The sequence below is a fragment of the Neisseria sp. 27098_8_158 genome (genome assembly GCF_041433145.1).
GTDB classification, from domain to species: Bacteria; Pseudomonadota; Gammaproteobacteria; order Burkholderiales; family Neisseriaceae; genus Neisseria; species Neisseria subflava_E.
The window spans coordinates 248270-273347 of the sequence record NZ_JAPWAZ010000001.1; the positions used below are offsets into that span (position 1 = coordinate 248270).

Here is a 25078-nt window from a genome sequence, read left to right on the forward strand (position 1 = left end):
TATTTTTATTTATCCATCAGCGCAAGCATGAAGACAACCATTGCTGGCGCTGGCGCGGATTGAGCAGATGATAGAGGCGGTATTGGATTTCCATTTCATCCACCGCATAGTCCATGCTGGAGAGGTAGCGGTTTTCAACATAATCGCGGGCGGCGTTTGAGTCGAATGAGTCGCCGGAGAGGATTTTGATGATGGTTTGACGGCGGTTGCGGTCGGAGCGTACGGTTTTACGGTAGGCTTTATCGTTGATTTGTTTGAAGTCGGTACGCAGGCGACGCAGGGCGGCGTGTTGGTCGGAGGATAAATTGAGCTGTCGGATGTCGCAATTCGGGTGGAAGTCGTCCAAAGTGGCCAGAAATGGACCGGCATGTGCAGGCAGACTGGAACAGAGTAGGGCGAGTGCTAAGAAAATAAAAGTCGGATAGCGGGAAAGTGCAACAGACACGGTGTTTTCCTAATGTTTCATCAGGTTTGGAAATATAACCGATAAGCGTGTGAAAGGCAGTATCAATGCAGTTAACTTTTGTTAATGATGTTAGATTTTTTTGCACATGTATGTAATCTAATAATTTATTTTCAAAGCCTTACTATGTGATTATAAGTTTCATTAATGTATATGAAATGTAAATTCATAAAAATGACGGTAGAGATGTTGTCGGCAGCATACAACATAGGGTTAAAAATGCGATAATGACAAAGGAACACACTTTAGGAGAATAAACATGACCGACTACCGTATTGCCCCCAGTATTTTGTCTGCCGATTTTGCCCGTTTGGGCGAAGAGGTTGCCGAAGTTATCCGCGCCGGTGCGGATTTGATTCATTTTGACGTGATGGACAATCATTATGTGCCGAATCTGACTTTCGGCCCTATGGTTTGCGCGGCTTTGAAACCGTATGCAACCGTGCCGGTCGATGTACATTTGATGGTTGAGCCGGTGGACGATTTGATTCATGCGTTTGCCAAAGCCGGTGCCAATATCATTACCTTTCATCCCGAAGCCAGCCGCCATGTCGACCGCAGCTTGGGTTTGATTAAAGAATACGGCTGTCAGGCAGGTTTGGTATTGAATCCTGCTACGCCGGTCAATATTCTGGAAAACGTTTTGGACAAACTGGATATGGTGTTGCTGATGTCGGTCAACCCGGGCTTCGGCGGACAAAGTTTTATCCCGAATACGCTGGTGAAAATCCGCAAAGTGCGCGAGATGTTGGATGAGTATGAACGGCAAAGCGGCCGCCATATCGCCTTGGAAGTCGATGGCGGCGTGAAAACAGATAATATTGCTGAAATTGCGGCTGCAGGTGCGGATACGTTTGTGGCCGGCTCGGCAATTTTTGGCAAACCGGATTACAAAGCCGTTATCGATGAAATGCGTCAACAGTTGGCGCAAGTCGGATAACTAAGCCGGGATATTCTTGGTTTCCAAACTTTGGAATCATCAATGTTTAATATAAAAGGCCGTCTGAAATGATTTTCAGACGGCCTTTTGTTTTAGCCTAAACCCTTATAGCGGCCATTTCAATGCTGGATTGCTTTCAATGACTGCTTTGAATTGGTTTTGAATACGCTCAATCGCTTCTTGCGTATCCGCTTCAAAACGCAATACCAAAATCGGCGTGGTATTGGAAGCACGCATCAGGCCGAAGCCGTCAGGGAATTCAACGCGCAAGCCGTCGATGGTGATAATTTCGGTCGCACCTTCAAACTTGGCATTGGCAGCCAGCTCTTCAATCACTTTGTGGCCGTTGCTGCCTTCCGGTAGGTCGATGTTGAGTTCCGGAGTGGAAATGCTTTGCGGCAGCTTGTTCAACACTTCGGACGGATTGTCGAAGGCAGACAGGATTTCCAAGAGGCGTGCGCCGGCATACATACCGTCGTCGAAGCCGTACCAGCGTTCTTTAAAGAAAACGTGGCCGCTCATTTCGCCGGCAACCAGTGCGCCGGTTTTTTTCATGGTGGATTTGATGAAGCTGTGGCCGGTTTTTTCCATCACAGGTTCGCCTCCGTGTTCTTTAATCCAAGGCGCAAGCAGACGGGTGGATTTGACGTCGAAAATCACTTTGGCTTTAGGATTGCGGCTCAACACGTCTTGCGCAAAAAGCATCAGTTGGCTGTCTGGATAGATAATGTTGCCGTCTTTGGTAACCACGCCCAAGCGGTCGGCATCGCCGTCAAATGCCAAGCCGATTTCGGCATCGCTGTTTTTAAGCTCGACGATGAGGTCTTGCAGGTTTTTCGGTTTGGAAGGGTCGGGGTGGTGGTTAGGGAAATTGCCGTCCACTTCGCAGAAAAGTTCGGTAATTTCATTGCCCAAACCTTTGTAGAGTTTGCCTGCAAATGCACCGCCGACACCGTTGCCCGCGTCAATCACGATTTTCATCGGGCGTTTGAGCTTGATGTGGCCGACGATGTTGTTGTGGTATTCGCCGGAGATGTCTTTTTCGGTTACGCTGCCTTGTTTGTCGGCAGCAACAAAACCATCTTTTTCAACAATAGCTAAAAGTTCTTGAATGGCTTCGCCTGCGAGCGTGTCGCCGCCGAGCATCATTTTGAAACCGTTGTAATCGGGTGGATTGTGGCTGCCGGTAATCATTACGCCGCTGCCGCCGCATTCGTTGATGGCTGCGAAGTAGAGCATAGGGGTGGCAACCATGCCGACATTGAGGACGTCGATGCCGCTGTCTGTAAAACCGCGTTGAATTTGTGCCATCAGGCCGGGACCGCTCAAACGGCCGTCGCGACCGAGTGCGATGCGGGTAATGCCTTTTTCGGAGGCTTTGGTAGCAATAGCTTTACCGATTAAGTAGGCAGCTTCGTCGGTCAGGGTTTTACCGACGATGCCCCGGATGTCGTAGGCTTTGAAAATGTCGCGGGCGATATTTGCCATGTGGATTTCCTTTGAATTTAAGGGAAAATAATAGGCGTTATTTTAACACGGCTAAAAGGCCGTCTGAAGAATTCAGACGGCCTTTTGTCGTTACATCAAAGAACAGTGTTGTTTGGACGAATCAATTGTTGAAAGTGTTGCACTGGTTGATGTCGCCGCTTTCCAAACCGCGCTTGAGCCAAGTCATGCGTTCTTCGGACGAGCCATGGGTAAAGCTGTCGGGAACGACATAGCCCTGAGCCTGTTTCTGCAAGCGGTCGTCGCCGACGGATTCGGCGGCAAGCATCGCTTTTTGAATGTCTTCGGCTTTGAAGATATTGTTGTTGACGGCGTAGTGTCCCCAAATACCGGCGAAACAGTCGGCCTGCAATTCGAGTTTGACGGAAAGGGCATTGGCCTCTTTTTTGCCGACTTGCTGTTGCATTTTGTGGACTTTAGGCAGAATGCCGAGCAGGTTTTGAACGTGATGGCCGACTTCATGGGCAATAACGTAGGCAAACGCGGCATCGCTGGCCGATTCGAGCTTGGTGCGCATATCTTCGTAGAAGCTCAAGTCTAAATAAACTTTTTGGTCGCCCGGGCAGTAAAACGGACCCATGGCAGATTGGCCCGTACCGCAGGCGGTGGACGTACCGCCTTCATACAACACCATGGTTGCCGGCGTATAGCGTTGGCCGTGTTGTTGGAAATATTTGCTCCATGCTTTTTCCGTATCGGCAAGGACAACGCGGGACAGTTCGTTCAACTCGGCTTCTTGTTGGCTGTCGAGTCGGGTAGCTTGCTGGGTAGGAATGCCCATCGAAGATGAGCCGCCAACCAAACCGCTCAAATCCACGCCGTAATATGCGCCGACCAAAACCACGATAATGCCGAGTATGCCCGGTGTTTTGCCGCCACCGCCGCCATGGCTTCCGCGGCGATCTTCGACGTTTTGGCTTTGTTCACGACCTTTCCAATCCATAATGCGTATCCTGTGTAGTTTTCATGCGGCGGATTATACTATGGAATGTCAAATGTGTTTGATCGAATTGTGAATATTGCTTGAGGCCGTCTGAAAATGCGACATCTGGAAAGTGAAAACGGCAGTATCTTTCAGACGGCCTTGGTGTTTGTTAGAATGAATAAACCTACTATTGGGAGATATAAGATGAAAGTCAGCAGTAAAGCTATTGTCAACGGCGAATTTGAAGACAAATACGGCAAGCGCGGCAGCCAGTTCAGCCCGAGCGGTATGCCTTCTTATTCGATTCCTTTTGAAATTGAAGATGCGCCTGAAGGAACAAAATCGTTTGCCGTGGTGTTGGAAGACAAAGATGCCATTTCAGCATCGGGTTTCGTATGGACGCATTGGTTGATTTCGGATTTGAAACGTACTTCCGTGGCAGAAAATGAAAGTATTTCTGCAACAGATTTCACACAGGGTGCGAACACTTGGGCAAGCGCGTTGGGTAAATTTGAAATCGAAGAGGCTTCTTTTTACGGCGGTATGGCACCACCGAACAACCGCCATCGTTATGAACTGATTGTGTACGCGCTGGATACCGTTTTGGATTTGCCGCGCGGTTTCCGCTTTAATGAGCTGCATTTTGCCATGCAGGGCCATGTGTTGGATTCGGTATGCGTGGTCGGTACTTATGATGTGTGACGGTATGCATCATTATTGAAAAACAGCCTGTCCGTTTTTAATTCGGACAGGCTGTTTTTATGGGAAATCAAATCAATTAAACCACTTCGGCTTTAGTGATGATGACAGGCTCGCTCGGTACGTCGTCGTGGTAGCCGTGACGTTTGGTAGAAACGCCTTCGATGGCATCGACAACGTCAAAACCGTCAACGACTTTACCGAATACGGCATAGCCCCAGTCTTGGACTACGGTTTTGCCGTACAGCTCTTTAGAACGGAAGTTCAGGAAAGCGTTGTCGGCAGTGTTGATGAAGAATTGCGCGCTGGCAGAATGAGGGTCGGAAGTCCGCGCCATGGCGACGGTGTATTTCTCGTTAGGCAGGCCGTTGGACGCTTCGTTTTGAATCGGATCGCGGGTTTCTTTTTCGTTCATGTTTTCATCCATGCCACCGCCTTGAATCATGAAGCCTTTGATGACGCGGTGGAAGATTACGCCGTCGTAGAAGCCGTCTTTAACGTATTGCTCGAAGTTTTTAGCAGTAACGGGGGCTTTGTCGAAATCGAGTTCGATTTTGATGTCGCCTTTGTTGGTGTGCAGGATAATCATGGGTTTCCTTTCGTTAGAATCCAGTTTTGAATAACTCGTTAAATTGTGTCTGAACGACAAACTTCAAGGCCGTCTGAAAAATATTCTTTCAGACGGCCTTGTTGTTTAGGTCGATGGTTTACATCAGTACAGCATAAGCCCACAGAGCAACCAATACCACGCAGAGGATGTTCAGCAATAAGCCGACATTCATCATTTCGCGTTGCTTGATTAAGCCTGTACCGAACACAATCGCGTTAGGCGGTGTGGCAACCGGCAACATGAAGGCACAAGATGCGCCGACACCGATGACGAATACCAAGACTTGTTCAGGCAGACCCATTTGCGCGGCAATGCTGGCGAAAATAGGCACAAGCAGGGCGGCGGAGGCGGTGTTACTGGTGAACTCGGTCAGGAAGATGATGAAGGTCGCAACCACGAAAATCACCAGCAATGCAGGAGAATGGGAGAACGTGGAAGCAACTTGCTGACCCAATGCTTCAGATGCGCCGGAGGATTGCAGCAACGCGCTCAAGCTGATACCGCCACCGAAGAGCATCAATACACCCCAGTCGGTATTGCGGGCAACTTCTTTCCATTGCGCCACGCCGAATACGACGACGGCAACGGCGGCAATCAGGGCGATAACGGTATCAGGGTTGGAAATGCCGAATGCGGCTTTGATTTTGGAGCTGAATACCCAAGCGATGGCTGCTGCCAAGAAAATCAACAATGCGATCACGCGGTGCAGTGTCCAAGGGATAGACTCCTCTTTAACTTCCACGCGTTCGTTCAAATTAGGTTTGAGGATGACGTACATGGAGAAGAGCATCAGCGGCAGAATCAACAGCATCATCGGCAGGCCGAGCTTCATCCAGCCGACGAAGTCTAAGTTCAGCGCTTTGGCGGCAATCATGTTCGGCGGCGAACCGACCACGGTACCTAAGCCGCCGATACTGGCGCAGTAGGCGATACCGAGCAGGACGAAAACATAGGTTTTGCGTTCTTTTTCTTGGTCAAGGTGGCTCATCATGCCCATTGCCAAAGGCAGCATCATTGCGGCAGTTGCAGTGTTACTGATCCACATAGACAGGAAGGCGGTAACGGCAAACAGCATCAACACGGCAACTTTCATATTGCCGCGGGACAGGCGCAACAGGCTGACGGCAATTTTACGGTCGAGACGTTGCATGTGCAGGGCGGTTGCAAGCGCGAAGCCGCCGAAGAAGATATAAATCGTCGGGTCGGAGAAACCTGCCATCGCTTTTTTGATGTCCATATCCGGGAAGCCGAGTACAACGGCAAGGATAGGGATCATCAGCGCGGTAACGGTAATGTGGACGGCTTCGGTAAACCAAAGCGCGGCAACGAAAATCAACAGCGCGATGCCTTTATTGGCGTCGGGGCTGTAAGGCAGGATGTAATAAATGCCGAAGCAGACAACAGCAGAGATAATGGTCGTCAGCAGTCCTTTAAAGTCGGTAATCGGCTTCTGCGCACTGAGAAGCTCGACGTTCTCAGGATGCTGAGTCTTATCCTTGGCGTTTAAGTCCATGATGTATTCCTCTGAAACATGATTGGTTTTTCTTTTCAGCCGAACGTTCAGACGGCCTAATAGGTGACAGTATATTTGTAATTTGATGTAGTGTAAACAAATTGTAAATTATTTTTTAAAAATGAAATGAAAACCGGATAAGCAGCAAGAAAACTGCTTATCCGGCGGAATGAAGACCCATCGTGGGTTAATAAGCATCAGGACAAATCGGTAAAACTGCCAAAATTACGGCCGGGTCAGTAATACCATCCTGATTTATATGGATTTAAACGTTTTGCGTCAGATTGTCTTGTTCCTTAAACAACAAACCGCAAACGGCCAGACCCGTCGCCGCCAGCAAAGCTCCGGAAATGCCGATATTGGAAAGGCCGAACCAGACGGTTACATAATGTCCCAAAAGCGCACCGCCGCCGATACCGACATTGTACAAACCTGAATAAATCGAGTTGGCCACATCTGTCGCATCGGAAGCAAACGACAATACTTTCGACACCATGCCCAAGCTGACGATGACGATGGCCACGCCCCAAATAAACACCAGCGCGTACACCGCATAAGGGAAAGAGGCAAACGGCAGAAGCAGCAGGGCAGAGAGCAGGATGACCGCCACCGCGCCAAGCATAAACAGACGTTGCGATTTGGCAAACCATTTTCCAAACAGATAAGAAGCGGCGAAGCCCGCCAAACCGTACAGGCTCAAAACGATGGTGACTTGTTCTGCCTTAAATCCGCCAACTTGCAATACAAAAGGCTCGATATAGCTGTATGCCGTGAAGTGTGCCGTAATAATCAACACCGTCATGGCATAAAGCAACATCAGGTTGCGGCGTCTAAACAAACTCGGCAGACTGCTTAAAGAGCCGGTATTTTGGCTGGGTAAAGCAGGCAGGTTTTTGGCCAACACCAGCATTACGCCGGCAGCACAGACCCCGATCAGCAGGAAGCTGAGCTGCCAGCCGAAGTATTGCCCGACCACGCGCCCCAGCGGAATACCCAAAACCATCGCCAAAACCGTACCCGTACTGAGCAAGCCCAGAGCCTGATTGGTTTTGCCCGTGGGCGCAAGCCGTACCGCCAAAGAAGCCGTAATCGACCAAAAGACCGCGTGTGTCAGCGCAATCCCGATACGGCTGACCAAGAGGATGTTGAAGTTCCAAGAAAAGAACGACAGCGCGTGAAACAGCGCAAACAGTGCAAACAGCATCAGCAATAATTTGCGCCGTTCGATGTTTTTCGTCATCAGCATCAGCGGCAGCGATAGGAGCGCAACAATCCATGCATACACCGTAATCATCATGCCCACTTCCGTTGCCGGTTTGCCAAAGCTCTGACCGATGTCGCTCAAAAGCGCAATCGGAATGTATTCGGTGGTATTGAAAATAAATGCACCCACCGCCAGCGCGCATACGCTAACCCATTGTTTGAATGTTGAAGTCATTATTATGTCCGTTTGATGAAGCAAAGGGCGTTATTGTACGCCTATCTGCAGTTTTCAGACGGCCTTAATAAAGAATTTGCAAGCTGTTTGTGTAAGGAGTAAAGTATTTGGCAACTATATTTGTTTGAATGAAAGGAAATACAAATGCAAACTGTTACCCTCAATATCGACGGCATGACCTGCGGCGGCTGCGTGAAAAGCGTAACCCGTCTTTTAGAAGGCGTAGAAGGCGTGGAAAAAGCAGAAGTCAGCTTGGAAAACAAAAATGCAGTGATTACTTTTGATGAAAGCAAGACAGATACCGATGCGCTGATTGATGCCGTAGAAGACGGCGGATACGATGTGGCTTTGTAACCGATAAGCGTATTTTGAAAAGGCCGTCTGAAACGCTTCAGACGGCCTCTGTCTCTTGATAACTTACTTTTTGCCATTATTTGGATTACACCGCCACACGGGTAAACAAAAGTTTTCGCGCATATCTGAAGCAAAGCGGCGGCAAGTGGCTGCCGTATTACGACGAGGCCTGTACCAAACTGTTAGCGGCCGACTAAGGCTACCTGAAACTTTTCAGGTAGCCTGTTTCTATTCTGCCCAAGCCGCCTAACTCTCCTCCAGCCCGGCCAAAATCGAACAATCCGGGAAGTCGTCTCCCGCGCAGGCATCGTGCCAACGTTGCAGCTCGGCCACCATGCCCTGCAAGCGTTCGATTTTGGCTTCCAGCTCGGCGATGTGCCGCGCGGTGAGCGTTTTCACTTCGCGGCTGGTGCGCTGCGGGTTGTGTTGCAGGCTCAAAAGCTGCCCGATCTGCGGCAGCGAAAAGCCCACTTCCCGCGCATGGCGGATAAAGCGCAGCCGGACAAGGTCGGCCTGTCCGTAGCGGCGGTAGCCCGCTTCGCTGCGCGCGGCCGGGGCGATTAGGCCGTGCTTTTCGTAGTCGCGGATTTGTTTGGCGGAAAGGCCGCTCTCGGCCGCGGCCTGGCTGATGTTCATCATGATGCTTGACCTTTACTTCGGGTAAAGCTTTATAGTGGCGGCACTTAGCGGGAAAGCAAGAGCAGACCCATCATTTCAGGTTACCTGAAAGCTTTGGCTGCAACGGGCTTTAAAACCTCAGCCTCATTCCAACAGAAAGGAAACCCTATGCAAACCATCACATTAAACATCGAAGGCATGACCTGCGGCGGTTGCGTGAAAAGCGTTACCAGCATCCTCGAAGGCGTAAACGGCGTGGACAAGGCCGAAGTGAGCCTGGAAAACAAGAACGCCGTCGTGGAATTCGACCCCGCCCAAACCAACCCCGCCGCGCTGATAGAAGCGGTGGAAGACGGCGGCTTTGATGCGGCTTTGTAAATCGAATCGCAACAAATCGACTGCAACACCCCAAAGGCTACCTGAAAACCCTGCTCCGCTTTTTTCAGGTAGCCCAACCACATTCAGAAGGAAGAAACCATGCAACAAAAAGTCCGTTTCCAAATCGAAGGCATGACCTGTCAGGCCTGCGCTTCGCGCATTGAAAAAGTGTTGAACAAAAAAGATTTTGTCGAATCGGCAGGGGTAAACTTTGCCAGCGAGGAGGCGCAGGTTACGTTTGACGACAGCAAAACTTCCGCTGCCGACATCGCCAAAATCATTGAGAAAACCGGTTACGGCGCAAAGGAAAAAACGGAAGATACATTGCCGCAACCTGAAGCAGAACACCATATCGGCTGGAGGCTGTGGCTTTTGCTGGCCATTAATATTCCGTTTTTAATCGGCATGGCAGGCATGATGATCGGGCGGCACGATTGGATGATTCCGCCTGTATGGCAGTTTGTGCTGGCAAGCGTGGTGCAGCTTTGGCTGGCCATCCCGTTTTACAAAAGCGCGTGGGCAAGCATTAAGGGCGGGTTGGCGAACATGGACGTGCTGGTTACCATCGGCACGGTATCGATTTACCTGTATTCCGTTTATATGCTGTTTTTCAGCCCGCACGCGGCGCACGGCATGGCACACGTGTATTTTGAAGTAGGCGTGATGGTGATCGGTTTTGTGTCGCTGGGCAAATTTTTGGAACACCGCACCAAAAAATCCAGCCTGAACAGCTTGGGCTTGCTGCTCAAGCTCACGCCGACCCAAGTCAACGTGCAACGCGATGGCGAATGGAAACAACTGCCCATCGACCAAGTACAAATCGGCGACCTTATCCGCGCCAACCACGGCGAACGTATTGCTGCCGACGGCATCATCGAAAGCGGCAGCGGCTGGGCGGATGAGAGCCATCTTACCGGCGAATCCAACCCCGAAGAGAAAAAGGCGGGCGGCAAAGTGTTGGCAGGCGCGCTGATGACCGAAGGCAGCGTGGTGTACCGCGCCACTCAGCTAGGCAGCCAAACCTTGCTCGGCGACATGATGAACGCGCTTTCTGAAGCACAAGGCAGCAAAGCACCGATTGCGCGTGTGGCCGATAAAGCGGCGGCGGTGTTCGTGCCTGCCGTCGTGGGCATCGCGCTTTTGACTTTTATCGCCACTTGGCTGGTAAAAGGTGATTGGACGGTTGCGCTGATGCACGCCGTTGCCGTTTTGGTGATTGCCTGTCCGTGCGCGCTCGGTCTGGCAACCCCTGCCGCGATTATGGTCGGCATGGGCAAAGCGGTGAAACACGGTATTTGGTTTAAAGACGCGGCGGCAATGGAAGAAGCCGCCCACGTCGATGCCGTCGTGCTGGACAAAACCGGCACGCTGACCGAAGGCAAGCCGCAGGTTGCCGCCGTTTATTGCGTTCCCGACAGCGGCTTTGACGAAGACGCTTTGTACCGCATCGCCGCCGCCGTCGAACAAAACGCCGCTCATCCGCTCGCCCGAGCCATCGTTTCCGCCGCCCAAGCGCGCGGTTTGGACATTCCCGCCGCACAAAACGCGCAAACCGTTGTCGGCGCAGGCATTACCGCCGAAGTGGAAGGCGTGGGTTTGGTGAAAGCAGGCAAAGCCGAATTTGCCGAACTGACCTTGCCGAAGTTTTCAGACGGCGTTTGGGACATTGCAAGCATTGTTGCAGTCTCGGTCGATAACAAACCTATCGGCGCATTCGCACTTGCTGACGCACTGAAAGCCGATACTGCCGAAGCTATAGGCCGTCTGAAAAAACACAATATCGATGTTTATATTATGAGCGGCGACAACCAAGGCACGGTCGAATACGTTGCCAAACAACTGGGCATCGCACACGCCTTCGGTAATATGAGTCCGCGCGATAAAGCTGCTGAAGTGCAGAAGCTCAAAGCCGCCGGCAAAACCGTAGCGATGGTCGGCGACGGCATCAACGACGCCCCCGCGCTCGCCGCCGCCAACGTCAGCTTCGCCATGAAAGGTGGTGCGGACGTTGCCGAACACACCGCCTCCGCCACGCTGATGCAGCATTCGGTCAACCAACTCGCCGATGCCCTGCTGGTGTCGCAGGCAACCTTGAAAAATATCAAGCAAAACCTGTTTTTCGCCTTCTTCTACAATATATTGGGTGTTCCGCTCGCCGCGCTCGGCTTCCTAAACCCTGTTATTGCAGGCGCGGCAATGGCAGCAAGCTCGGTTTCCGTGTTGAGCAACGCCTTGCGCCTGAAACGGGTGAAGATTGAGTGATAATATAAAGGCTGTCTGAAGACTGTTTTTTCAGACGGCCTGTCATCAAATATTTTTGGAGAAATAATCAGATGAAAACACTTCGTTTATTGTTTGGTTTAGCATTGGTTGCCACTGCATTTAGCGTGCAGGCTGAGGATTACAGCGAGAAGCAGCACGATAAGCTGATACGGGAATGCAATCGGAACAATCTGGAAAGTTGCGTCACTGCGGCCATTTGGATGCGCGATTATCTTGAAGCGCCTGCTCATGCGTATCCGTTTCTGAAAAAAGCCTGCGATGGCGGCAATATGCGCGGCTGCAATGTTTTGGGTAATCTGTATCTCAATCCGTCCAGCGGTTTGGGCATGGATTATGCCGCAGCGGTCAAGCTCTACGAGCGAGCCTGTAAAGGCGGTTATGAAAATGCCTGTACCAATTTTGAAGAAACTAAAGCAGAGATGGCGCAAGGCAATACATCAGACCGCGACAGCCGTTTAAACCAACTGAGTGAATCTTGTGCTTTGGAAAACGAAGCCGCTTGTCAGGCATTGATGCTGGAAATGCAACGTTGAGCGTCACGCTGAGGCCGTCTGAAGACTTTTTTTCAGACGGCCTTTAATCCATGTTTTCTGATTTTGAGACTCAAGCGGGAGTATGTCGTATGGACATGATGTTGTTTACCAATATTGTATTGATTGTTTTATGTATTTTTACCATGTTGCTGGTGTGGTCGCGCAACTGGAAACGCAAGCAGGCGTATTTTGAGAAAATCAAAAGCAACCCGGAAAACCTCAAATGGGTTGGGCAAAATCTGACCGGTCAGGGATGGAAGGATTTGAAAGCCGTGAGCGACCGTTTTGGGCTGCCGATGTTGCAGGCTAAGCAATTAATTGATTTTTATAAAAACAGTCAGCGTTAATTTATGATTTAACAATAAAACTTGACTGAAGTTAAGGCCGTCTGAAATAGCACTCTTATAATAATATAAGTGATATTTCAGACGGCCTTGCTGTTGGTTCAAATAAAGGGAGGAGAACAAAAATGACCGTTTACTTAATCGGCGATTCCGTGCGGCTTGCATCGGAGCCTTACACACGCGCCGCTTTGTTTGAGGCGGATATTGTTTCTCCATCGGAAAACTGCCGTTCGTCGCATGATGTGTTAGAACATATCGAGCAATGGACAGAGGGCGCGACTGCAGGAGACATTATCCATATCAACTGCGGTTTGCACGATATCCGCCACAATCAAGGCTGTAATGAGCCAGTAGCCGATATAGAAACCTACCGCAACAACATGACCCAAATTTTCGATTATCTGAAACAGACGGGTGCAAGAATTATTTGGGCGAGCAGCACGCCCTTTTTGGAAAGCGTACACAATATCGTCAAACCCTCGCGCCGTTATCTGGACGACTTGAAGGCCTATAACCGTGTGGCTGAGGATTTAGCAAGGCAATATGGTTTTGCTGTCAATGATTTATACAGCCTGATGTTTGAGCAGGACTTGACTGATGTGATGCTGTGCGACGGGCTTCATTTCAATGAGTTCGGCAGTAAGATGATAGGCAAGGCAGTAGCCGAAGCGATATTGAAACATATGGATTAACCTAACTTAACTCGTTTTGTCATGTTTTGGCTTTCAGACGGCCTTTAAAGCTAAAGCAAAGTTCCCGATATATGGTAGTATAGCACTAATCTTATCAACATTTAATCCAGGAGTATGACCATGAGCGGCGAATTAGATAAAATCAGCGGTAAAGTAAAAGAAGTAGCTGGAGATGTATCCAGCAATACCAAACTTGAAGCTGAGGGCTTGGTTCAACAAGGCGTTGGCAAAGTAAAAGAAGCAGCATCAGATATTGAAAGCAAAGCCAGTGACGCTTTAGAAGAAGGTAAAGCAAAAGGTTCGCATTTGTTTGAAGAAGCTAAAGAAAAAGCAACTGCTTTAGCCGATGAAGCCAAAGAGAAAGTAGCACACTTGGCTGAAGAAGCCAAAGAAAAAGCCGAAGGCTTGATTAATGATATTAAAAGCAAATTTTAATATTTAAAGAATAAAAGGCCGTCTGAAAGATTTTTCAGACGGCCTTTGTTTATGGTTTTAAAGTTTAGGCAAACTGTTTGCCAAATTCGATAAACTCGTCTTTTTTGGCTTTGGCTTTGCCGGAGTCGATGGCTTCTTGAGCGGCTTTGACGCCATCTGCCAGCGAAGCAACCATATTTCCTGCATAGAGCGCGGCGGCGGCATTGAGGACGACGATATCGCGTGCGGCACCGGCGGCTTTGCCGTCCAACACTTCATTCATTTTTTGCAGGGATTCTTGCGCGTTTTCGACTTTGATTTCGTCCAAATTGCGGCGGATTTCCATGCCGAAATCGGCCGGGCTGATGTCGTATTCGGTGATTTTGCCGTCTTTCAGTTCGGCAACGCGGGTTTTGCCGGTCAGCGTGATTTCATCCAAACCGCCTTCGCCGCACACGACCAAAACATGTTTAGAGCCAAGCTGTTGCAAGACCCGGGAAAGAATGCCGCACAAGTCGATGTGGAACACGCCCAAGAGTTGGTTTGCCGCACCGGCAGGATTGGTCAGCGGGCCCAAGATATTAAAGATGCTGCGGAAACCGAGCGAACGGCGGACAGGGGCAACATAGCGCATGGCGCTGTGATGGTTGGGCGCGAACATAAAGCCGATGCCGGTTTGCTGAATGCTTTGGGCGACCTGTTCGGGGTTGAGGTTAAGGTTGGCGCCCATTTGTTCCATGACATCGGCAGCGCCGCTCGATGAAGAAACGGAGCGGCCGCCGTGTTTGGCGACTTTCGCGCCTGCCGCAGCCGCGACAAACATAGAAGTCGTGGAAATATTGAAGGTTTTGGCACCATCGCCGCCTGTGCCGACAATATCGACCAAGTTATCGGCGTTTTCCAGCGGCACTTTAGTGGCAAATTCACGCATCACGCTGGCTGCAGCGGTAATCTCGGAAACGGTTTCAACTTTAATCCGCAGGCCGGTCAGGATGGCGGCGATTTGCTCGGGCGGAACTTGGCCGCTCATGATTTGGCGCATGAGGTCGGTCATTTCATCGTAGAAAAGTTCGTTATTGCTGATGAGGCGTTCAATCGCTTGTTGAGGGGTAATCATGATTTTTCCTTTGTTCGTGTCCGATGTGATTCAGGCCGTCTGAAAATGCGGTTTGAACACTGTCAAACACCTTTCAGACGGCCTTTCATTAAGATTTTTGCGGACGATAGTCTTTGAATTCTTCCAAGAAGTTTTTCAGCATATCGTGGCCGTGTTCGGTCAGCAGGGCTTCGGGGTGGAACTGTACGCCTTCGACGGCATATTCTTTGTGGCGTACGCCCATGATTTCGCCATCTTCCGTCCACGCGGTAATTTCGAGGCAGTCAGGCAGGGTGGCGCGGTCGATGGCCAGGCTGTGGTAGCGCGTGCAGTTGACCGGATTGGGCAGGTCTTTAAACATGCCTGTGCCGTGATGGAAAACAGGGGAGACTTTGCCGTGCATCATTGTTTGCGCGCGCACGACATTGCCGCCGAACGCTTCGCCCATGGTTTGATGGCCGAGGCACACGCCCATGACGGGCAGCCTGCCGGCAAAGTGCTGCATGGCTGCAACAGAAATGCCTGCTTCTTTAGGGGAGCAAGGGCCGGGGCCGATGACCAGATATTGCGGTTTCAGGGCTTCGATTTCTTCGATGGTGATTTCATCGTTGCAACGTACCAAAACTTCCTGCCCCAATTCGGCAAAGTATTGGACGATGTTGTAGGTGAAGCTGTCGTAATTATCAATGAATAAAAGCATTTGCAAACCTTTAATGACATTTTGGCAGACAGGATAAGGCCTGCCAAAAGTGTAAAAATCGTTTATGTTTGCATAATATCACAATCTTTACCTAAAGGCCGTCTGAAACGGCGGATAAGACAAAACAGCTAAAAAATGCTATGCTTTACGCTTTGAACCTAATCTGTTTGAAGTGATGAAAAAGTATCTTATCCCGACTGCCGCCGTTGTTGTCGCCGCTGCGCTCGGCACGCCTTATTATCTTGGTGTCAAAGCGGAAGAAAGCCTGACCGAGCAACAAAAGCTGTTGCAGGAGTCCGGTTTCCTGACCGTTGAGTCCCACCAATACGATCGCGGCTGGTTCAGTTCAACCGAGACGACCGTCATCCGCCTCAAACCGACCCTGCTTCAAAATACGCAAAAATACCTGCCGGACAATTTGAAAACCGTCCTGCAAGAGCCGATTACGGTCATCAACCATGTGACACACGGCCCGTTTGCCGGCGGCTTCGGTACGCGCGCTCACGTGGAAACCGAGTTCCAATATCATCCGGAAACCAAAAAAGTTTTGGACCGCTTCTTCGGCCAGCAAACGCCGTTGACCATGACCAATACGGTTTACCTTTCCGGCGACGGCAAACTCAGCCTCAATATCCCCGCCTTCGACTATGAAGAGCTCTCCGGTATCAAGCTCAACTGGAAAGGCTTTAGCGGCAATACCGATTACAGCCAAGGCTTCAAAAGCTATCGCCACGATTACCTTGCGCCGTCTTTACAAGTCAAATTGGCCGATAAAGGCGATGTGTCTTTGGAAAACCTGCGCTTCCAATCTGAGACGGAAGACGGCCTGACCAAGCTTGCTTTGGGCAAGAGCAGCATTACGCTGGATAAATTCCTGTTGCAATGGAAAGAAAACATCGATTACAACGTTAAGTTGAACGAATTGGTCAACCTTGTGACCAACCTGCAAATCGGTGCATTCATCAATCCGACCGGCACGATTGCTCCGTCTAAAATTGAAGTCAGCAAACTGCGTTTCGATACCCAAACCGGCGAAGTCGATAAATTCATCAACAGCGAAGGCCGCTTCCAATTTGAAAGCCTGACTTATGGCGAAGACAAATACGGCCCTCTGGATATCAATGTCGCTGCCGAGCATTTGGATGCGGCATCACTTCTGGCATTGAAAAACAAAATTGCCGAAGTGTCCGTGAAGAAAATGAGCGAAGAAGAAATTCAGGCTTCCTTGATTCAGACGGCCAAAAACGAGGCTTCGGGCCTGTTTACCAACAATCCGGTTTTAAACGTCAAAACCTTCAAATTCACCATGCCTCATGGCGATGTCGATGTCAGTGGCAAACTCGCGTTTAAAGGTTTGGCAGCCAAAGACCTCAACAATTTGGGCGATATGCTGAAGAAAACCGAAGCTGACTTCAACATGAGCGTACCGAAAAAATTGTTGGAGCAGCTCGCCGTCAACCAAGCAAGCAGCCTGTTTAGCGTCAATGCCGAAGATGAAGCCGCAGGCCGTGCCAGTATTGACGATATCAACGAGACCTTGCGCCTGATGGTGGACAGCACCATCAAAAGCATGGCAAGCGAGAAATATCTGACCTTAGAAGACGATAATGTCAAAACCCATCTGACTCTGCAAAACAGCGAGTTGAAATTAAACGGAAAAGTCCTTCAAAGCGACCCGGAACCCGAGTTTGACGAATCAGACTTTCCCAATAACTAATCCTCAATCACACAAACAGCGGTTTTAGCTTCACTGAAGTTAAAACCGCAAATCAACCCACAATCAAAAAGGAAACCCATGTTCCGTACCATGCTCGGCGGCAAAATCCACCGTGCCACCGTTACCGAAGCCAACCTCAACTACGTCGGCAGCATTACCGTTGACCAAGACCTGCTGGATGCGGCAGGTATTTGCGTGAACGAAAAAGTCGCCATCGTCAACAATAACAACGGCGAACGTCTTGAAACCTACACCATCCCCGGCGAACGCGGCAGCGGCGTCGTGTGCCTCAATGGCGCGGCCGCGCGTTTGGTTCAAAAAGGCGACATCGTGATTATCATGTCTTACGTCATGTTGTCCGAACCCGAAATTGCAGCGCATGAGCCGAAAGTCGTCCTCGTCGATGAGAACAACAAAATCCGCGACGTGATTTCTTATGAACCGCCGCACACCGTGTTGTAATATTCAAACAAAGGCCGTCTGAAACGTTTCAGACGGCCTGTTTCCCAAATTCAACTTATCTGAAAGGCTTTGCCGTGAATATCCAAATCAACAACATCACCGTCAGCAACGATGCGCCCTTTACCCTTTTCGGCGGCATCAATGTCCTTGAAGACCTCGACTCTACGCTGAAAGCCTGTGAGCAATACGTTAAAGTAACCAATAAACTCGGCATCCCTTACGTGTTCAAAGCCTCTTTCGACAAGGCAAACCGCTCTTCCATCCACTCTTTCCGCGGTGTGGGTTTGGATGAAGGCATGAAGATTTTTCAAGCGGTGAAGCGCGAGTTTAACGTTCCCGTGATTACCGACGTTCACGAGCCTTACCAATGCCAGCCGGTCGCCGAAGTCTGCGATGTCATCCAGCTGCCAGCCTTCTTGGCACGCCAAACCGATTTGGTGGTGGCAATGGCGAAAACCGGCAATGTCATCAACATCAAAAAGCCGCAATTCCTCAGCCCGTCTCAAATGAAAAACATCGTTGAGAAATTCCAAGAAGCTGGCAACGAGCAAATCATTTTGTGCGAACGCGGCGCAAACTTCGGCTACGACAACTTGGTGGTCGATATGCTCGGCTTTGGCGTGATGAAAAAAACGTGTCACAACCTGCCCGTTATTTTTGATGTAACCCATTCCCTGCAAACGCGCGAATCCGGTGCCGCAGCATCAGGCGGCCGGCGCGCCCAAGTATTGGACTTGGCGCTTGCCGGTATGGCAACCCGATTGGCCGGTTTGTTCCTCGAATCCCATGCCAATCCCGACCAAGCCAAATGCGATGGCCCAAGCGCACTGCCGCTTGCGCAACTGGAAGATTTCCTGACCCGTGTTAAAGCAATCGATGAAACCGTAAAATCGTTTGCACCTATGGATATTCGCTAAGGGCAAATAAGTTAAAAGGCCGTCTGAAAGCATTTTCAGACGGCCTTTTTATTAGCGTTACTGTCCGCGTAAAAACAACGCATCCAATTCTTTTAAAGTCAGTTTGACCCAAGTCGGACGACCGTGGTTGCATTGGTTGCTGCGCGGCGTGTTTTCCATATCGCGCAGGAGCGCATTCATTTCGGGCAAAGTCAGCTGTCGGCCGGCGCGGACTGAGCCGTGGCAAGACATGGTGGCAAGGATGTGGTTTTCGTGTTCCTCGATGGTTTGGCTGCTGCCGACTTGGGCAAGTTCGCCCAATACATCTTTGGCCAGCGAAACGACGTCCGCTTTGCCGAGCATAGCGGGGACGGCGCGGACGGCAAGGGTATTGCTGCCCATGTCGGACAATTCCAGCCCGAAGTCTGCCAGCGTTTCGGCATGATCTGCAAGGGCGGCGCATTCTTCGTGGGACGCGGCAAAGGTTACGGGAATAAGCAGACGCTGGCTTTGCAGGTTGCCGTTTTCCTGACGTTGGCGTTTCATTTTCTCGTAGTTGATGCGTTCGGCGGCAGCGTGCATATCGATGAGCAACAGGCTGTCTTCGGCTTGGGCAAGAATGTAGATGCCAAGTAATTGGGCAATGGCAAAGCCGAGCGGCGGTAATTCGGATTGGGAGGGAAGGCCGTCTGAAAGCGGCGTATCTGTTTTGGGAGTAGGCGTTTCAGACGGCATATTGCCGAAACGTGCCTGCTCGAATTGGCTCAACTCAAGGTCGATGTCGTCGGTTTTTTTGTAAAGCTCGGCATAAGTATTCATGGCCGCGCGGCTTTCTCGTAGGGACAGGCTGCGTTGTTGCGGCGCACGCGCGGCTTGGTAAGGCATGGGTGCAGTTTTTCCTGATGAACCAAAGGTATTGCGCGTATCGGGTTTGTTGCCTGTCGGGTAGTTGGATGCGTTATCAAACAGATTTTCGCTGTCGTTTTCAGACGGCATAGGGGTGGAAACAACGCCGGTAATGTTATGCAGCACTTCGCCTGCGTTGCTGACGCTTTCGGTCAAGTCGGCACGCGTGTCAGCAAGGGCTTTGTTGAGCGTGTGGAACACGAGTTGGTGCACCTGCTGGCTGTCGCGGAAGCGGATCTCTGTTTTGGTCGGGTGGACGTTGACATCTACGGCTTCGGGCGGCAGGTCGAGAAAGAGGACGAAAGCAGGCGTCAGTGCGTTGTGCAAAACGTCGCGGTATGCCTGCTTGACGGCATGGAGCATGACTTTGTCGCGGACAAAACGATGGTTGACGAAGCAGTATTGTTTGTCGGTTTTGCCTTTGGCGAAAGTCGGCTTGGCAATCGCACCATAGAGCCTCAATGCGCCATTGCCGCTGTCAATTTCCAATGAGGCCGTCTGAAAATCATCGCCGACAATGGCGGCGATACGTTCATGCAGGCTTTGTGCAGGAAGCTTGAACACTTGTTTGCCGTCGCGTTTGAGCGAGAAAGCGATGTGCGGATGCGCCAGCGCAAGGCGTTCGAGCATGGTGGCGCAGTGGGCGTATTCGGTGTTTTCGGATTTGAGGAACTTGCGCCGCGCAGGGGTATTGAAGAAGAGTTCGGCGGCTTCGATGGTGGTGCCGACGGGGTGGGCGGCGGCGGTAGGGCTGCTGAGTTTGCCGTCTTCGGCTTTGACTTGGGTCGCGTGCGAACTGTCTTCTTGACGGCTGGTCAGGGTCAGGCGGCTGACGGAGGCGATACTGGCCAAGCCTTCACCGCGAAAGCCCATGCTGGCAACGTGTTCCAAATCGTTTAAGGTTTTGATTTTGCTGGTGGCGTGGCGGTGGAGCGCAAGCTCGATGTCGTCCGGATGGATACCGCTGCCGTTGTCGCTGACGCGAATCAGGCGGATGCCGCCGCCGGCCAGCTCGACATCAATCGCTGTCGCGCCTGCATCGATACTGTTTTCAACGATTTCTTTCAAGGCGTTGGCAGGGCGTTCGACCACTTCGCCGGCGGCGATTTGGTTGACAAGATGGTCGGGCAGGGCGGCAATTCGGGACATCGGTTTCTTTCAAAAAAGCAACGGCGGAAGGGGAAAATTATAGGTATTTGCGCATCAATTCGCATTCGACGCGGACGGTTTTGTTCAGCTGCAACACGGCAGTACCGAGCGATTCGTAGCGGTTGAGGCGATAGAAGGGCACGGAATTGAGCGAGGCATACAGTTTGAGAAAGCTGAGGCCTGCATTTCGGGCCATTTCTTCGGCGCGGCTGAGTAGGGCCGTGCCCAAGCCGAGATTGTGGAAGAGCGGATGGACGTATAAGGCGTCCAGTTGCGCTTCTTTGAAATCGACTTGGAAGAAGCCTTGAATCAGCCCTTTGTATTCGACCACCCACAAGGCTTTGTTTTTATCGGAGATGGTTTCCAAATAGCTGTTGATATCGAGCAGACTTTCCCATGTGTGCATAATGGTTTCATCGTAACTGCGGATGCAGGCGTATTGAACGGCATGCAGATGGGCGTTGTGTATGGCTTGGCAGTCTTTTTCGGTTGCCGGACGGAGGATGGTCAGAAGGCTCATGGCGGATGGTCGAAAAATTGATTTCAGACGGCCTTTGGCAATTAAAGGCCATCTGAAAAAAGTGGGTAAGGTTACAGGCTTTGATGTAAGGTTTGTGCGGTTTGGAACGCATCGTCTGCATCGTTGGCCAAGATGGTAAAGTGGCCCATTTTTCGGCCTTTGCGCGCGGCTTTTTTACCATAAAGATGCAGATGTGCATTCGGGTTGCTTTGCAGCGGCAGCCATTCGGGTTCGCCGCCGTCTTCCTTCCAAATGTCACCCAAAATATTCGCCATACAGCAAGAACTCAGCAATTTGGTATCAGCCGGAGGCAGATTGCACATCAGGAGGACTTGTTGCTGGAATTGGTCTGCCGCGCAGGCGTCGATGGTATGGTGGCCGGAGTTGTGCGGACGCGGCGCGATTTCGTTAACGACCAATTCATGCGTGTCGCCGACAACAAACATTTCTACTGCCAATACGCCGACATAGTTTAACTCATCGGCCAAACGCTGCGCCATTTGTCGCGCCTGTTGCTGAATGTCGGCACTCAGTTGCGCAGGGACGATGGAGTAGGCGAGGATGCCGTTTTCGTGAATGTTTTCGGCAGGGTCGAAAGTTTGCACGTTGTCATTGTTCAGACGGCATACGATAACGGAAATTTCGCCGCGCAAGTCCACCATTTTTTCTAAAACGCAATCCACGCCTCCGTGTTCGGCAAACGCTACTTTGAGTTCATCCAATGTTTTTACACGGATTTGGCCTTTACCATCGTAGCCCAAAGTGGCAGTTTTCAAGATGCCGGGCAGAAATTGTACGCTTTCTTCAGTGATGTCTTCGGCTTTGCAAACTGCTTGATACGGCGCGGTTTGCAGGCCTGCTTTGCGTATCCATGCCTTTTCCTGAATGCGGTTTTGCGCGATGGCAACGCAGTCGCCGCTGGGGGAAACATTGGTGTGTTTGGCGAGAAAACGCATCGCGTCGGCATTGACGTTTTCAAACTCAGTCGTAACCGCCGCGCATTTTGCCAATTCTTCCAAAGCTGCTTCATCATCAAACGGCGCGCACAAATGGCGGTCGGCAAATTCCGCAGCCGGCGCATTCGGGTCGGGATCGAGTACAGTTACTTTGTAGCCCATGGTTTTGGCAGCAACAGTAAACATTCTGCCTAATTGTCCGCCGCCAAGAATGCCGAGCATAGCAGGAGGGAGGATGGGGGATGTGTTCATGGATAATCGCTTTATGAAGAAATTGGGTAGGGTGTTCGCAGGCCGTCTGAACATGGTTTTACGGCTTCAGACGGCCTGATGTTTTAAAGTTTGCCGATAAATTGCGGCGGAACGGTTTCAGTTAACCATACGCCGTTGTCCGCCAAATAAAATTGATGTCCTGCCTCAAGCATGGCGACAGTGTCGATGGTCAATACAACCGGCTTGCCGTGTCGGGAGCCGACGTTGACGGCTGTTGCGGCATCGGCAGACAGATGGACAAAATGGCGCGAGGCAGAATGCAGGCCTTGCTCCAAAATAGACGGAACAGAGCGCTCAGCCGTACCGTGATACAAAATCTGAGGAGGCGTTGCCACTTTGTGTTCAACTTGAACTTGTGCCGTCGAATGACCTTGCGCTGCGCGGATGCTTTTGCCGTCTTCAGAAAGGGTAAACCGTTTTTTATCGTTGTTTTCGACCACTTCCAACAATACTTCGTAGGTCAGCGGATTACCCGTAAAGCCGTGCTCGGGATGATTTACCTGCGTCAGCAGGGTATCAATATCCACCCAGCCGTCTTTATCCAAAGTAATGCCGATTTGCTCGGGATGATGACGTAAGATAAAGCTAAGGAATTTGCTGATGGATTTTAGTTGTTTTTCTTTTAGTATCATAATCTTGTTGTTTAGTCATTTCAGAGCGCAGGCCGTCTGAAAATTATTTATCCAACCCTTCTTGCACCATTTGCGCTGCGCGGATTACTGCGCGGGCTTTGTTCTGCGTTTCCTGCCATTCGGAAGTTGGGTCGGAGTCGGCAACTACGCCTGCGCCGCTTTGGACGAAGAGGGTATTGTTTTTAATTACGGCGGTGCGGATGGCAATGGCCAAGTCCATGTCGTTGTTGAAACTCCATACGCCGACTGCGCCGCCGTAGATGCCGCGTTTGCTCGGCTCGACTTCTTCGATGATTTCCATGGCGCGGACTTTGGGTGCGCCTGAAAGCGTGCCTGCAGGGAAGGTGGCGGCAAGGATGTCCATATTGGTCATGCCGTCTTTCAGACGGCCTTCGACGTTGGAGACGATGTGCATCACATGGGAGTATTTTTCAATCACCATTTTGTCGGTAACTTTGACTTCGCCGGTTTTACTGATGCGGCCGACGTCGTTGCGTCCTAAGTCAATCAACATGACGTGTTCGGCAATTTCTTTGGCATCGCTCAGCAAATCTTGCTCGTTGGCGAGGTCTTCGGCTGGTGTTTTGCCGCGCAGGCGTGTGCCGGCGATAGGACGGACGATGACATCGTCGCGTTCGCGGCGGACGAGGATTTCGGGCGAAGAGCCGACAATATGGAAATCGCCGAAATCGTAGTAGAACATATACGGCGATGGGTTCAGCGTACGCAGGGCGCGGTAGAGGGCAAGCGGATTATCGGTAAATTCCATGCTCATGCGTTGGCTGGGGACAACCTGCATGCAGTCGCCTGCAAAGATGTAGTCTTTGATTTTATTGACGCAGGCTTTGAAAGGTTCTTCTCCAAATTCGCTGACTGCTTGCGTCTGCTTGCTGCCGAGAGAAAGCGGGATGGCACAACTTTGGCGTAACTGGGTACGGATGTCTTCAAGACGTTCGCGCGCGCGTTCGTAGCCGTTGGCTTGAGACGGATCGGCATAAACAATCAGGTAGATTTTGCCGCTTAGGTTATCCACTACAGCAAGCTCTTGCGAGAGCATCAGGAGGATGTCGGGCGTACCGAGCGGATCGGCTTTGGCCGTATGTTTCAGGCGGTGGGCAAAATGTTCGAAATTGTAGATGGTTTCATAACCGAAGTAGCCGACCAGGCCGCCGGTAAAGCGCGGCAGGCTTGGGATTTCGGGCGTTTTGAAGCGGTTGTGAAAGGCTTCGATAAAGGGCAGGGGATTGCCGTCGTGTTGTTCGACGATTTCGCCGTTTTGATACACATCGACATGTTTGCCGCTAGTTTTGAGATAGTGGTTGCAAGGCAGGCCGATAAAGGAATAGCGGCCGAAGCGTTCTCCACCGACAACGGATTCGAGCAGGTAGGTGAAAGGCTTGTTGGCAAGTTTGAGGTAGATTGAGAGCGGTGTGTCCAAGTCGGCAAGCAGCTCTTGAACGAGTGGAATGCGGTTGTAACCTTGTGCGGCTTGGGCTTGGTATTCTTGTTTGCTGATCATCTTGATAAGTCTTTCAGACGGCCTGTTTTAGGGTGTTAAATCGTGTGAAGAGTATAGCATTTTATTGGAATTGTTGACAGTCTGAGCGTTATGTCAGATATGGAAAACGCCGTCTGAAAAAGACGGCGTGAGGTATCAGGCAAGGGTATTGGAGATTTTGTTTTTTCGGCTCCGTTTCCACTTGAAGATATAAGCGGCCACAACGGGAATCAGGGCGATAATGGATTTGAATGTCCAGCCTGAATACCATGTGCCTTCGGGAACATCGCTTGCAAGCCAAGTGAAGTACGGCCACCAGCAGGCAACCAGGCTGCCGAGGAACAGCGGCCAAATATGACGGCTTAAGTTGCGTTGCCATAAAAAGAAACAGATGGCCGCCCAAACGAAAGTTAGTACGGTAATCAGGAGAATGGTGTAGGCATCTGAAATCAGGATGGCGGCAAAGTAGTAGCTGAGTCCAACCCATAATAGGGCAAGTATCAAGACGATGATTTCTTCCGGGCGTTTAAACATATTTTCTCTCTTTTGTAAGACTGGCAATG

General features: G+C 50.8%; 27 protein-coding genes. 12 read left to right on the top strand and 15 right to left on the bottom strand.

The window, feature by feature from the left end; all coding sequences use genetic code 11:
- Positions 1–16: 16 nt before the first annotated feature.
- Complete coding sequence (locus O3681_RS01230) at positions 17–445, bottom strand: Spy/CpxP family protein refolding chaperone (protein ID WP_293207000.1); 429 nt, start codon at positions 443–445, stop codon at positions 17–19.
- A 277-nt stretch (positions 446–722) separates the two neighbouring features.
- Between O3681_RS01230 and rpe the strand changes: the two genes are divergently transcribed.
- Positions 723–1403 (top strand): ribulose-phosphate 3-epimerase, encoded by a 681-nt coding sequence (gene rpe / locus O3681_RS01235; protein WP_003678905.1) that lies wholly within the window; start codon positions 723–725, stop codon positions 1401–1403.
- Between the two features lie 105 nt (positions 1404–1508).
- Here rpe and O3681_RS01240 read toward each other — a convergent pair whose 3' ends face one another.
- Positions 1509–2891: a phosphomannomutase/phosphoglucomutase gene (locus O3681_RS01240; protein ID WP_371459094.1), complete on the bottom strand. Its 1383-nt coding sequence runs from the start codon at positions 2889–2891 to the stop codon at positions 1509–1511.
- Between the two features lie 121 nt (positions 2892–3012).
- Positions 3013–3852 (bottom strand): neutral zinc metallopeptidase, encoded by an 840-nt coding sequence (locus O3681_RS01245; protein ID WP_371459095.1) that lies wholly within the window; start codon positions 3850–3852, stop codon positions 3013–3015.
- Between the two features lie 186 nt (positions 3853–4038).
- On the opposite strand from O3681_RS01245, the gene O3681_RS01250 reads away from it, so the two are divergent.
- Positions 4039–4536: a YbhB/YbcL family Raf kinase inhibitor-like protein gene (locus tag O3681_RS01250; protein ID WP_371459466.1), complete on the top strand. Its 498-nt coding sequence runs from the start codon at positions 4039–4041 to the stop codon at positions 4534–4536.
- Positions 4537–4612: 76 nt separating this feature from the next.
- Here O3681_RS01250 and O3681_RS01255 read toward each other — a convergent pair whose 3' ends face one another.
- From O3681_RS01255 to O3681_RS01265, 3 genes are all read right to left on the bottom strand, one after another.
- Positions 4613–5122 carry a peptidylprolyl isomerase gene (locus O3681_RS01255; protein WP_049329669.1) on the bottom strand — a complete coding sequence of 170 codons (510 nt, stop codon included), beginning with the start codon at positions 5120–5122 and terminating at the stop codon, positions 4613–4615.
- Between the two features lie 118 nt (positions 5123–5240).
- A complete protein-coding gene (locus O3681_RS01260; protein ID WP_371459096.1) occupies positions 5241–6656 on the bottom strand; it encodes a DASS family sodium-coupled anion symporter in 1416 nt (471 codons plus the stop codon).
- A gap of 265 nt (positions 6657–6921) precedes the next feature.
- Positions 6922–8094, bottom strand: a complete 1173-nt coding sequence (locus tag O3681_RS01265) for a sugar transporter (RefSeq protein ID WP_371459097.1) — start codon at positions 8092–8094, stop codon at positions 6922–6924.
- A gap of 144 nt (positions 8095–8238) precedes the next feature.
- Between O3681_RS01265 and O3681_RS01270 the strand changes: the two genes are divergently transcribed.
- Complete coding sequence (locus O3681_RS01270; protein WP_004519826.1) at positions 8239–8448, top strand: heavy-metal-associated domain-containing protein; 210 nt, start codon at positions 8239–8241, stop codon at positions 8446–8448.
- A 246-nt stretch (positions 8449–8694) separates the two neighbouring features.
- Here O3681_RS01270 and cueR read toward each other — a convergent pair whose 3' ends face one another.
- Positions 8695–9087 (bottom strand): Cu(I)-responsive transcriptional regulator, encoded by a 393-nt coding sequence (cueR, locus tag O3681_RS01275; RefSeq protein ID WP_004519824.1) that lies wholly within the window; start codon positions 9085–9087, stop codon positions 8695–8697.
- 147 nt (positions 9088–9234) lie between these two features.
- On the opposite strand from cueR, the gene O3681_RS01280 reads away from it, so the two are divergent.
- From O3681_RS01280 to O3681_RS01305, 6 genes are all read left to right on the top strand, one after another.
- Positions 9235–9444, top strand: a complete 210-nt coding sequence (locus O3681_RS01280; protein ID WP_003674677.1) for a heavy-metal-associated domain-containing protein — start codon at positions 9235–9237, stop codon at positions 9442–9444.
- A 99-nt stretch (positions 9445–9543) separates the two neighbouring features.
- Entirely contained in the window at positions 9544–11706 is a 2163-nt protein-coding gene (locus O3681_RS01285; protein WP_371459098.1) for a heavy metal translocating P-type ATPase, read from the top strand.
- Positions 11707–11777: 71 nt separating this feature from the next.
- Positions 11778–12260 carry a sel1 repeat family protein gene (locus O3681_RS01290; RefSeq protein WP_371459099.1) on the top strand — a complete coding sequence of 161 codons (483 nt, stop codon included), beginning with the start codon at positions 11778–11780 and terminating at the stop codon, positions 12258–12260.
- Positions 12261–12349: 89 nt separating this feature from the next.
- Positions 12350–12607 carry a hypothetical protein gene (locus tag O3681_RS01295; protein WP_371459467.1) on the top strand — a complete coding sequence of 86 codons (258 nt, stop codon included), beginning with the start codon at positions 12350–12352 and terminating at the stop codon, positions 12605–12607.
- A 122-nt stretch (positions 12608–12729) separates the two neighbouring features.
- The gene (locus O3681_RS01300) at positions 12730–13296 is read left to right on the top strand and encodes an SGNH/GDSL hydrolase family protein (RefSeq protein ID WP_371459100.1); all 567 of its coding nucleotides are present in this window, start codon (positions 12730–12732) and stop codon (positions 13294–13296) included.
- Between the two features lie 120 nt (positions 13297–13416).
- The gene (locus O3681_RS01305; RefSeq protein ID WP_371459101.1) at positions 13417–13731 is read left to right on the top strand and encodes a CsbD family protein; all 315 of its coding nucleotides are present in this window, start codon (positions 13417–13419) and stop codon (positions 13729–13731) included.
- Positions 13732–13795: 64 nt separating this feature from the next.
- On the opposite strand, the gene trpD is transcribed toward O3681_RS01305, so the two are convergent.
- Together trpD and O3681_RS01315 are read right to left on the bottom strand one after the other, a co-directional pair.
- The gene (gene trpD / locus O3681_RS01310; RefSeq protein WP_371459102.1) at positions 13796–14827 is read right to left on the bottom strand and encodes an anthranilate phosphoribosyltransferase; all 1032 of its coding nucleotides are present in this window, start codon (positions 14825–14827) and stop codon (positions 13796–13798) included.
- Between the two features lie 88 nt (positions 14828–14915).
- Positions 14916–15506 carry an aminodeoxychorismate/anthranilate synthase component II gene (locus O3681_RS01315; protein ID WP_003683598.1) on the bottom strand — a complete coding sequence of 197 codons (591 nt, stop codon included), beginning with the start codon at positions 15504–15506 and terminating at the stop codon, positions 14916–14918.
- Between the two features lie 175 nt (positions 15507–15681).
- Between O3681_RS01315 and O3681_RS01320 the strand changes: the two genes are divergently transcribed.
- From O3681_RS01320 to kdsA, 3 genes are all read left to right on the top strand, one after another.
- Positions 15682–17223 carry a YdgA family protein gene (locus O3681_RS01320; protein WP_070460882.1) on the top strand — a complete coding sequence of 514 codons (1542 nt, stop codon included), beginning with the start codon at positions 15682–15684 and terminating at the stop codon, positions 17221–17223.
- Positions 17224–17301: 78 nt separating this feature from the next.
- Positions 17302–17685, top strand: a complete 384-nt coding sequence (panD, locus tag O3681_RS01325; protein WP_254346241.1) for an aspartate 1-decarboxylase — start codon at positions 17302–17304, stop codon at positions 17683–17685.
- A gap of 74 nt (positions 17686–17759) precedes the next feature.
- Positions 17760–18602: a 3-deoxy-8-phosphooctulonate synthase gene (kdsA, locus tag O3681_RS01330; protein ID WP_101755537.1), complete on the top strand. Its 843-nt coding sequence runs from the start codon at positions 17760–17762 to the stop codon at positions 18600–18602.
- A gap of 57 nt (positions 18603–18659) precedes the next feature.
- Here kdsA and mutL read toward each other — a convergent pair whose 3' ends face one another.
- From mutL to O3681_RS01360, 6 genes are all read right to left on the bottom strand, one after another.
- A complete protein-coding gene (mutL, locus tag O3681_RS01335) occupies positions 18660–20636 on the bottom strand; it encodes a DNA mismatch repair endonuclease MutL (protein ID WP_371459103.1) in 1977 nt (658 codons plus the stop codon).
- A gap of 37 nt (positions 20637–20673) precedes the next feature.
- Positions 20674–21156: a GNAT family N-acetyltransferase gene (locus O3681_RS01340; RefSeq protein WP_003678948.1), complete on the bottom strand. Its 483-nt coding sequence runs from the start codon at positions 21154–21156 to the stop codon at positions 20674–20676.
- Between the two features lie 71 nt (positions 21157–21227).
- Positions 21228–22364, bottom strand: coding sequence for a 5-(carboxyamino)imidazole ribonucleotide synthase (locus O3681_RS01345; protein ID WP_371459104.1), 1137 nt, complete (start codon positions 22362–22364; stop codon positions 21228–21230).
- 83 nt (positions 22365–22447) lie between these two features.
- On the bottom strand, positions 22448–23017 hold the full coding sequence (locus O3681_RS01350; protein ID WP_371459105.1) for an RNA 2'-phosphotransferase: 570 nt from the start codon (positions 23015–23017) through the stop codon (positions 22448–22450).
- Between the two features lie 43 nt (positions 23018–23060).
- Entirely contained in the window at positions 23061–24536 is a 1476-nt protein-coding gene (gene trpE, locus O3681_RS01355) for an anthranilate synthase component I (RefSeq protein WP_371459106.1), read from the bottom strand.
- A 135-nt stretch (positions 24537–24671) separates the two neighbouring features.
- Complete coding sequence (locus tag O3681_RS01360) at positions 24672–25049, bottom strand: hypothetical protein (protein WP_107769431.1); 378 nt, start codon at positions 25047–25049, stop codon at positions 24672–24674.
- Between the last annotated feature and the right edge of the window lie 29 nt (positions 25050–25078).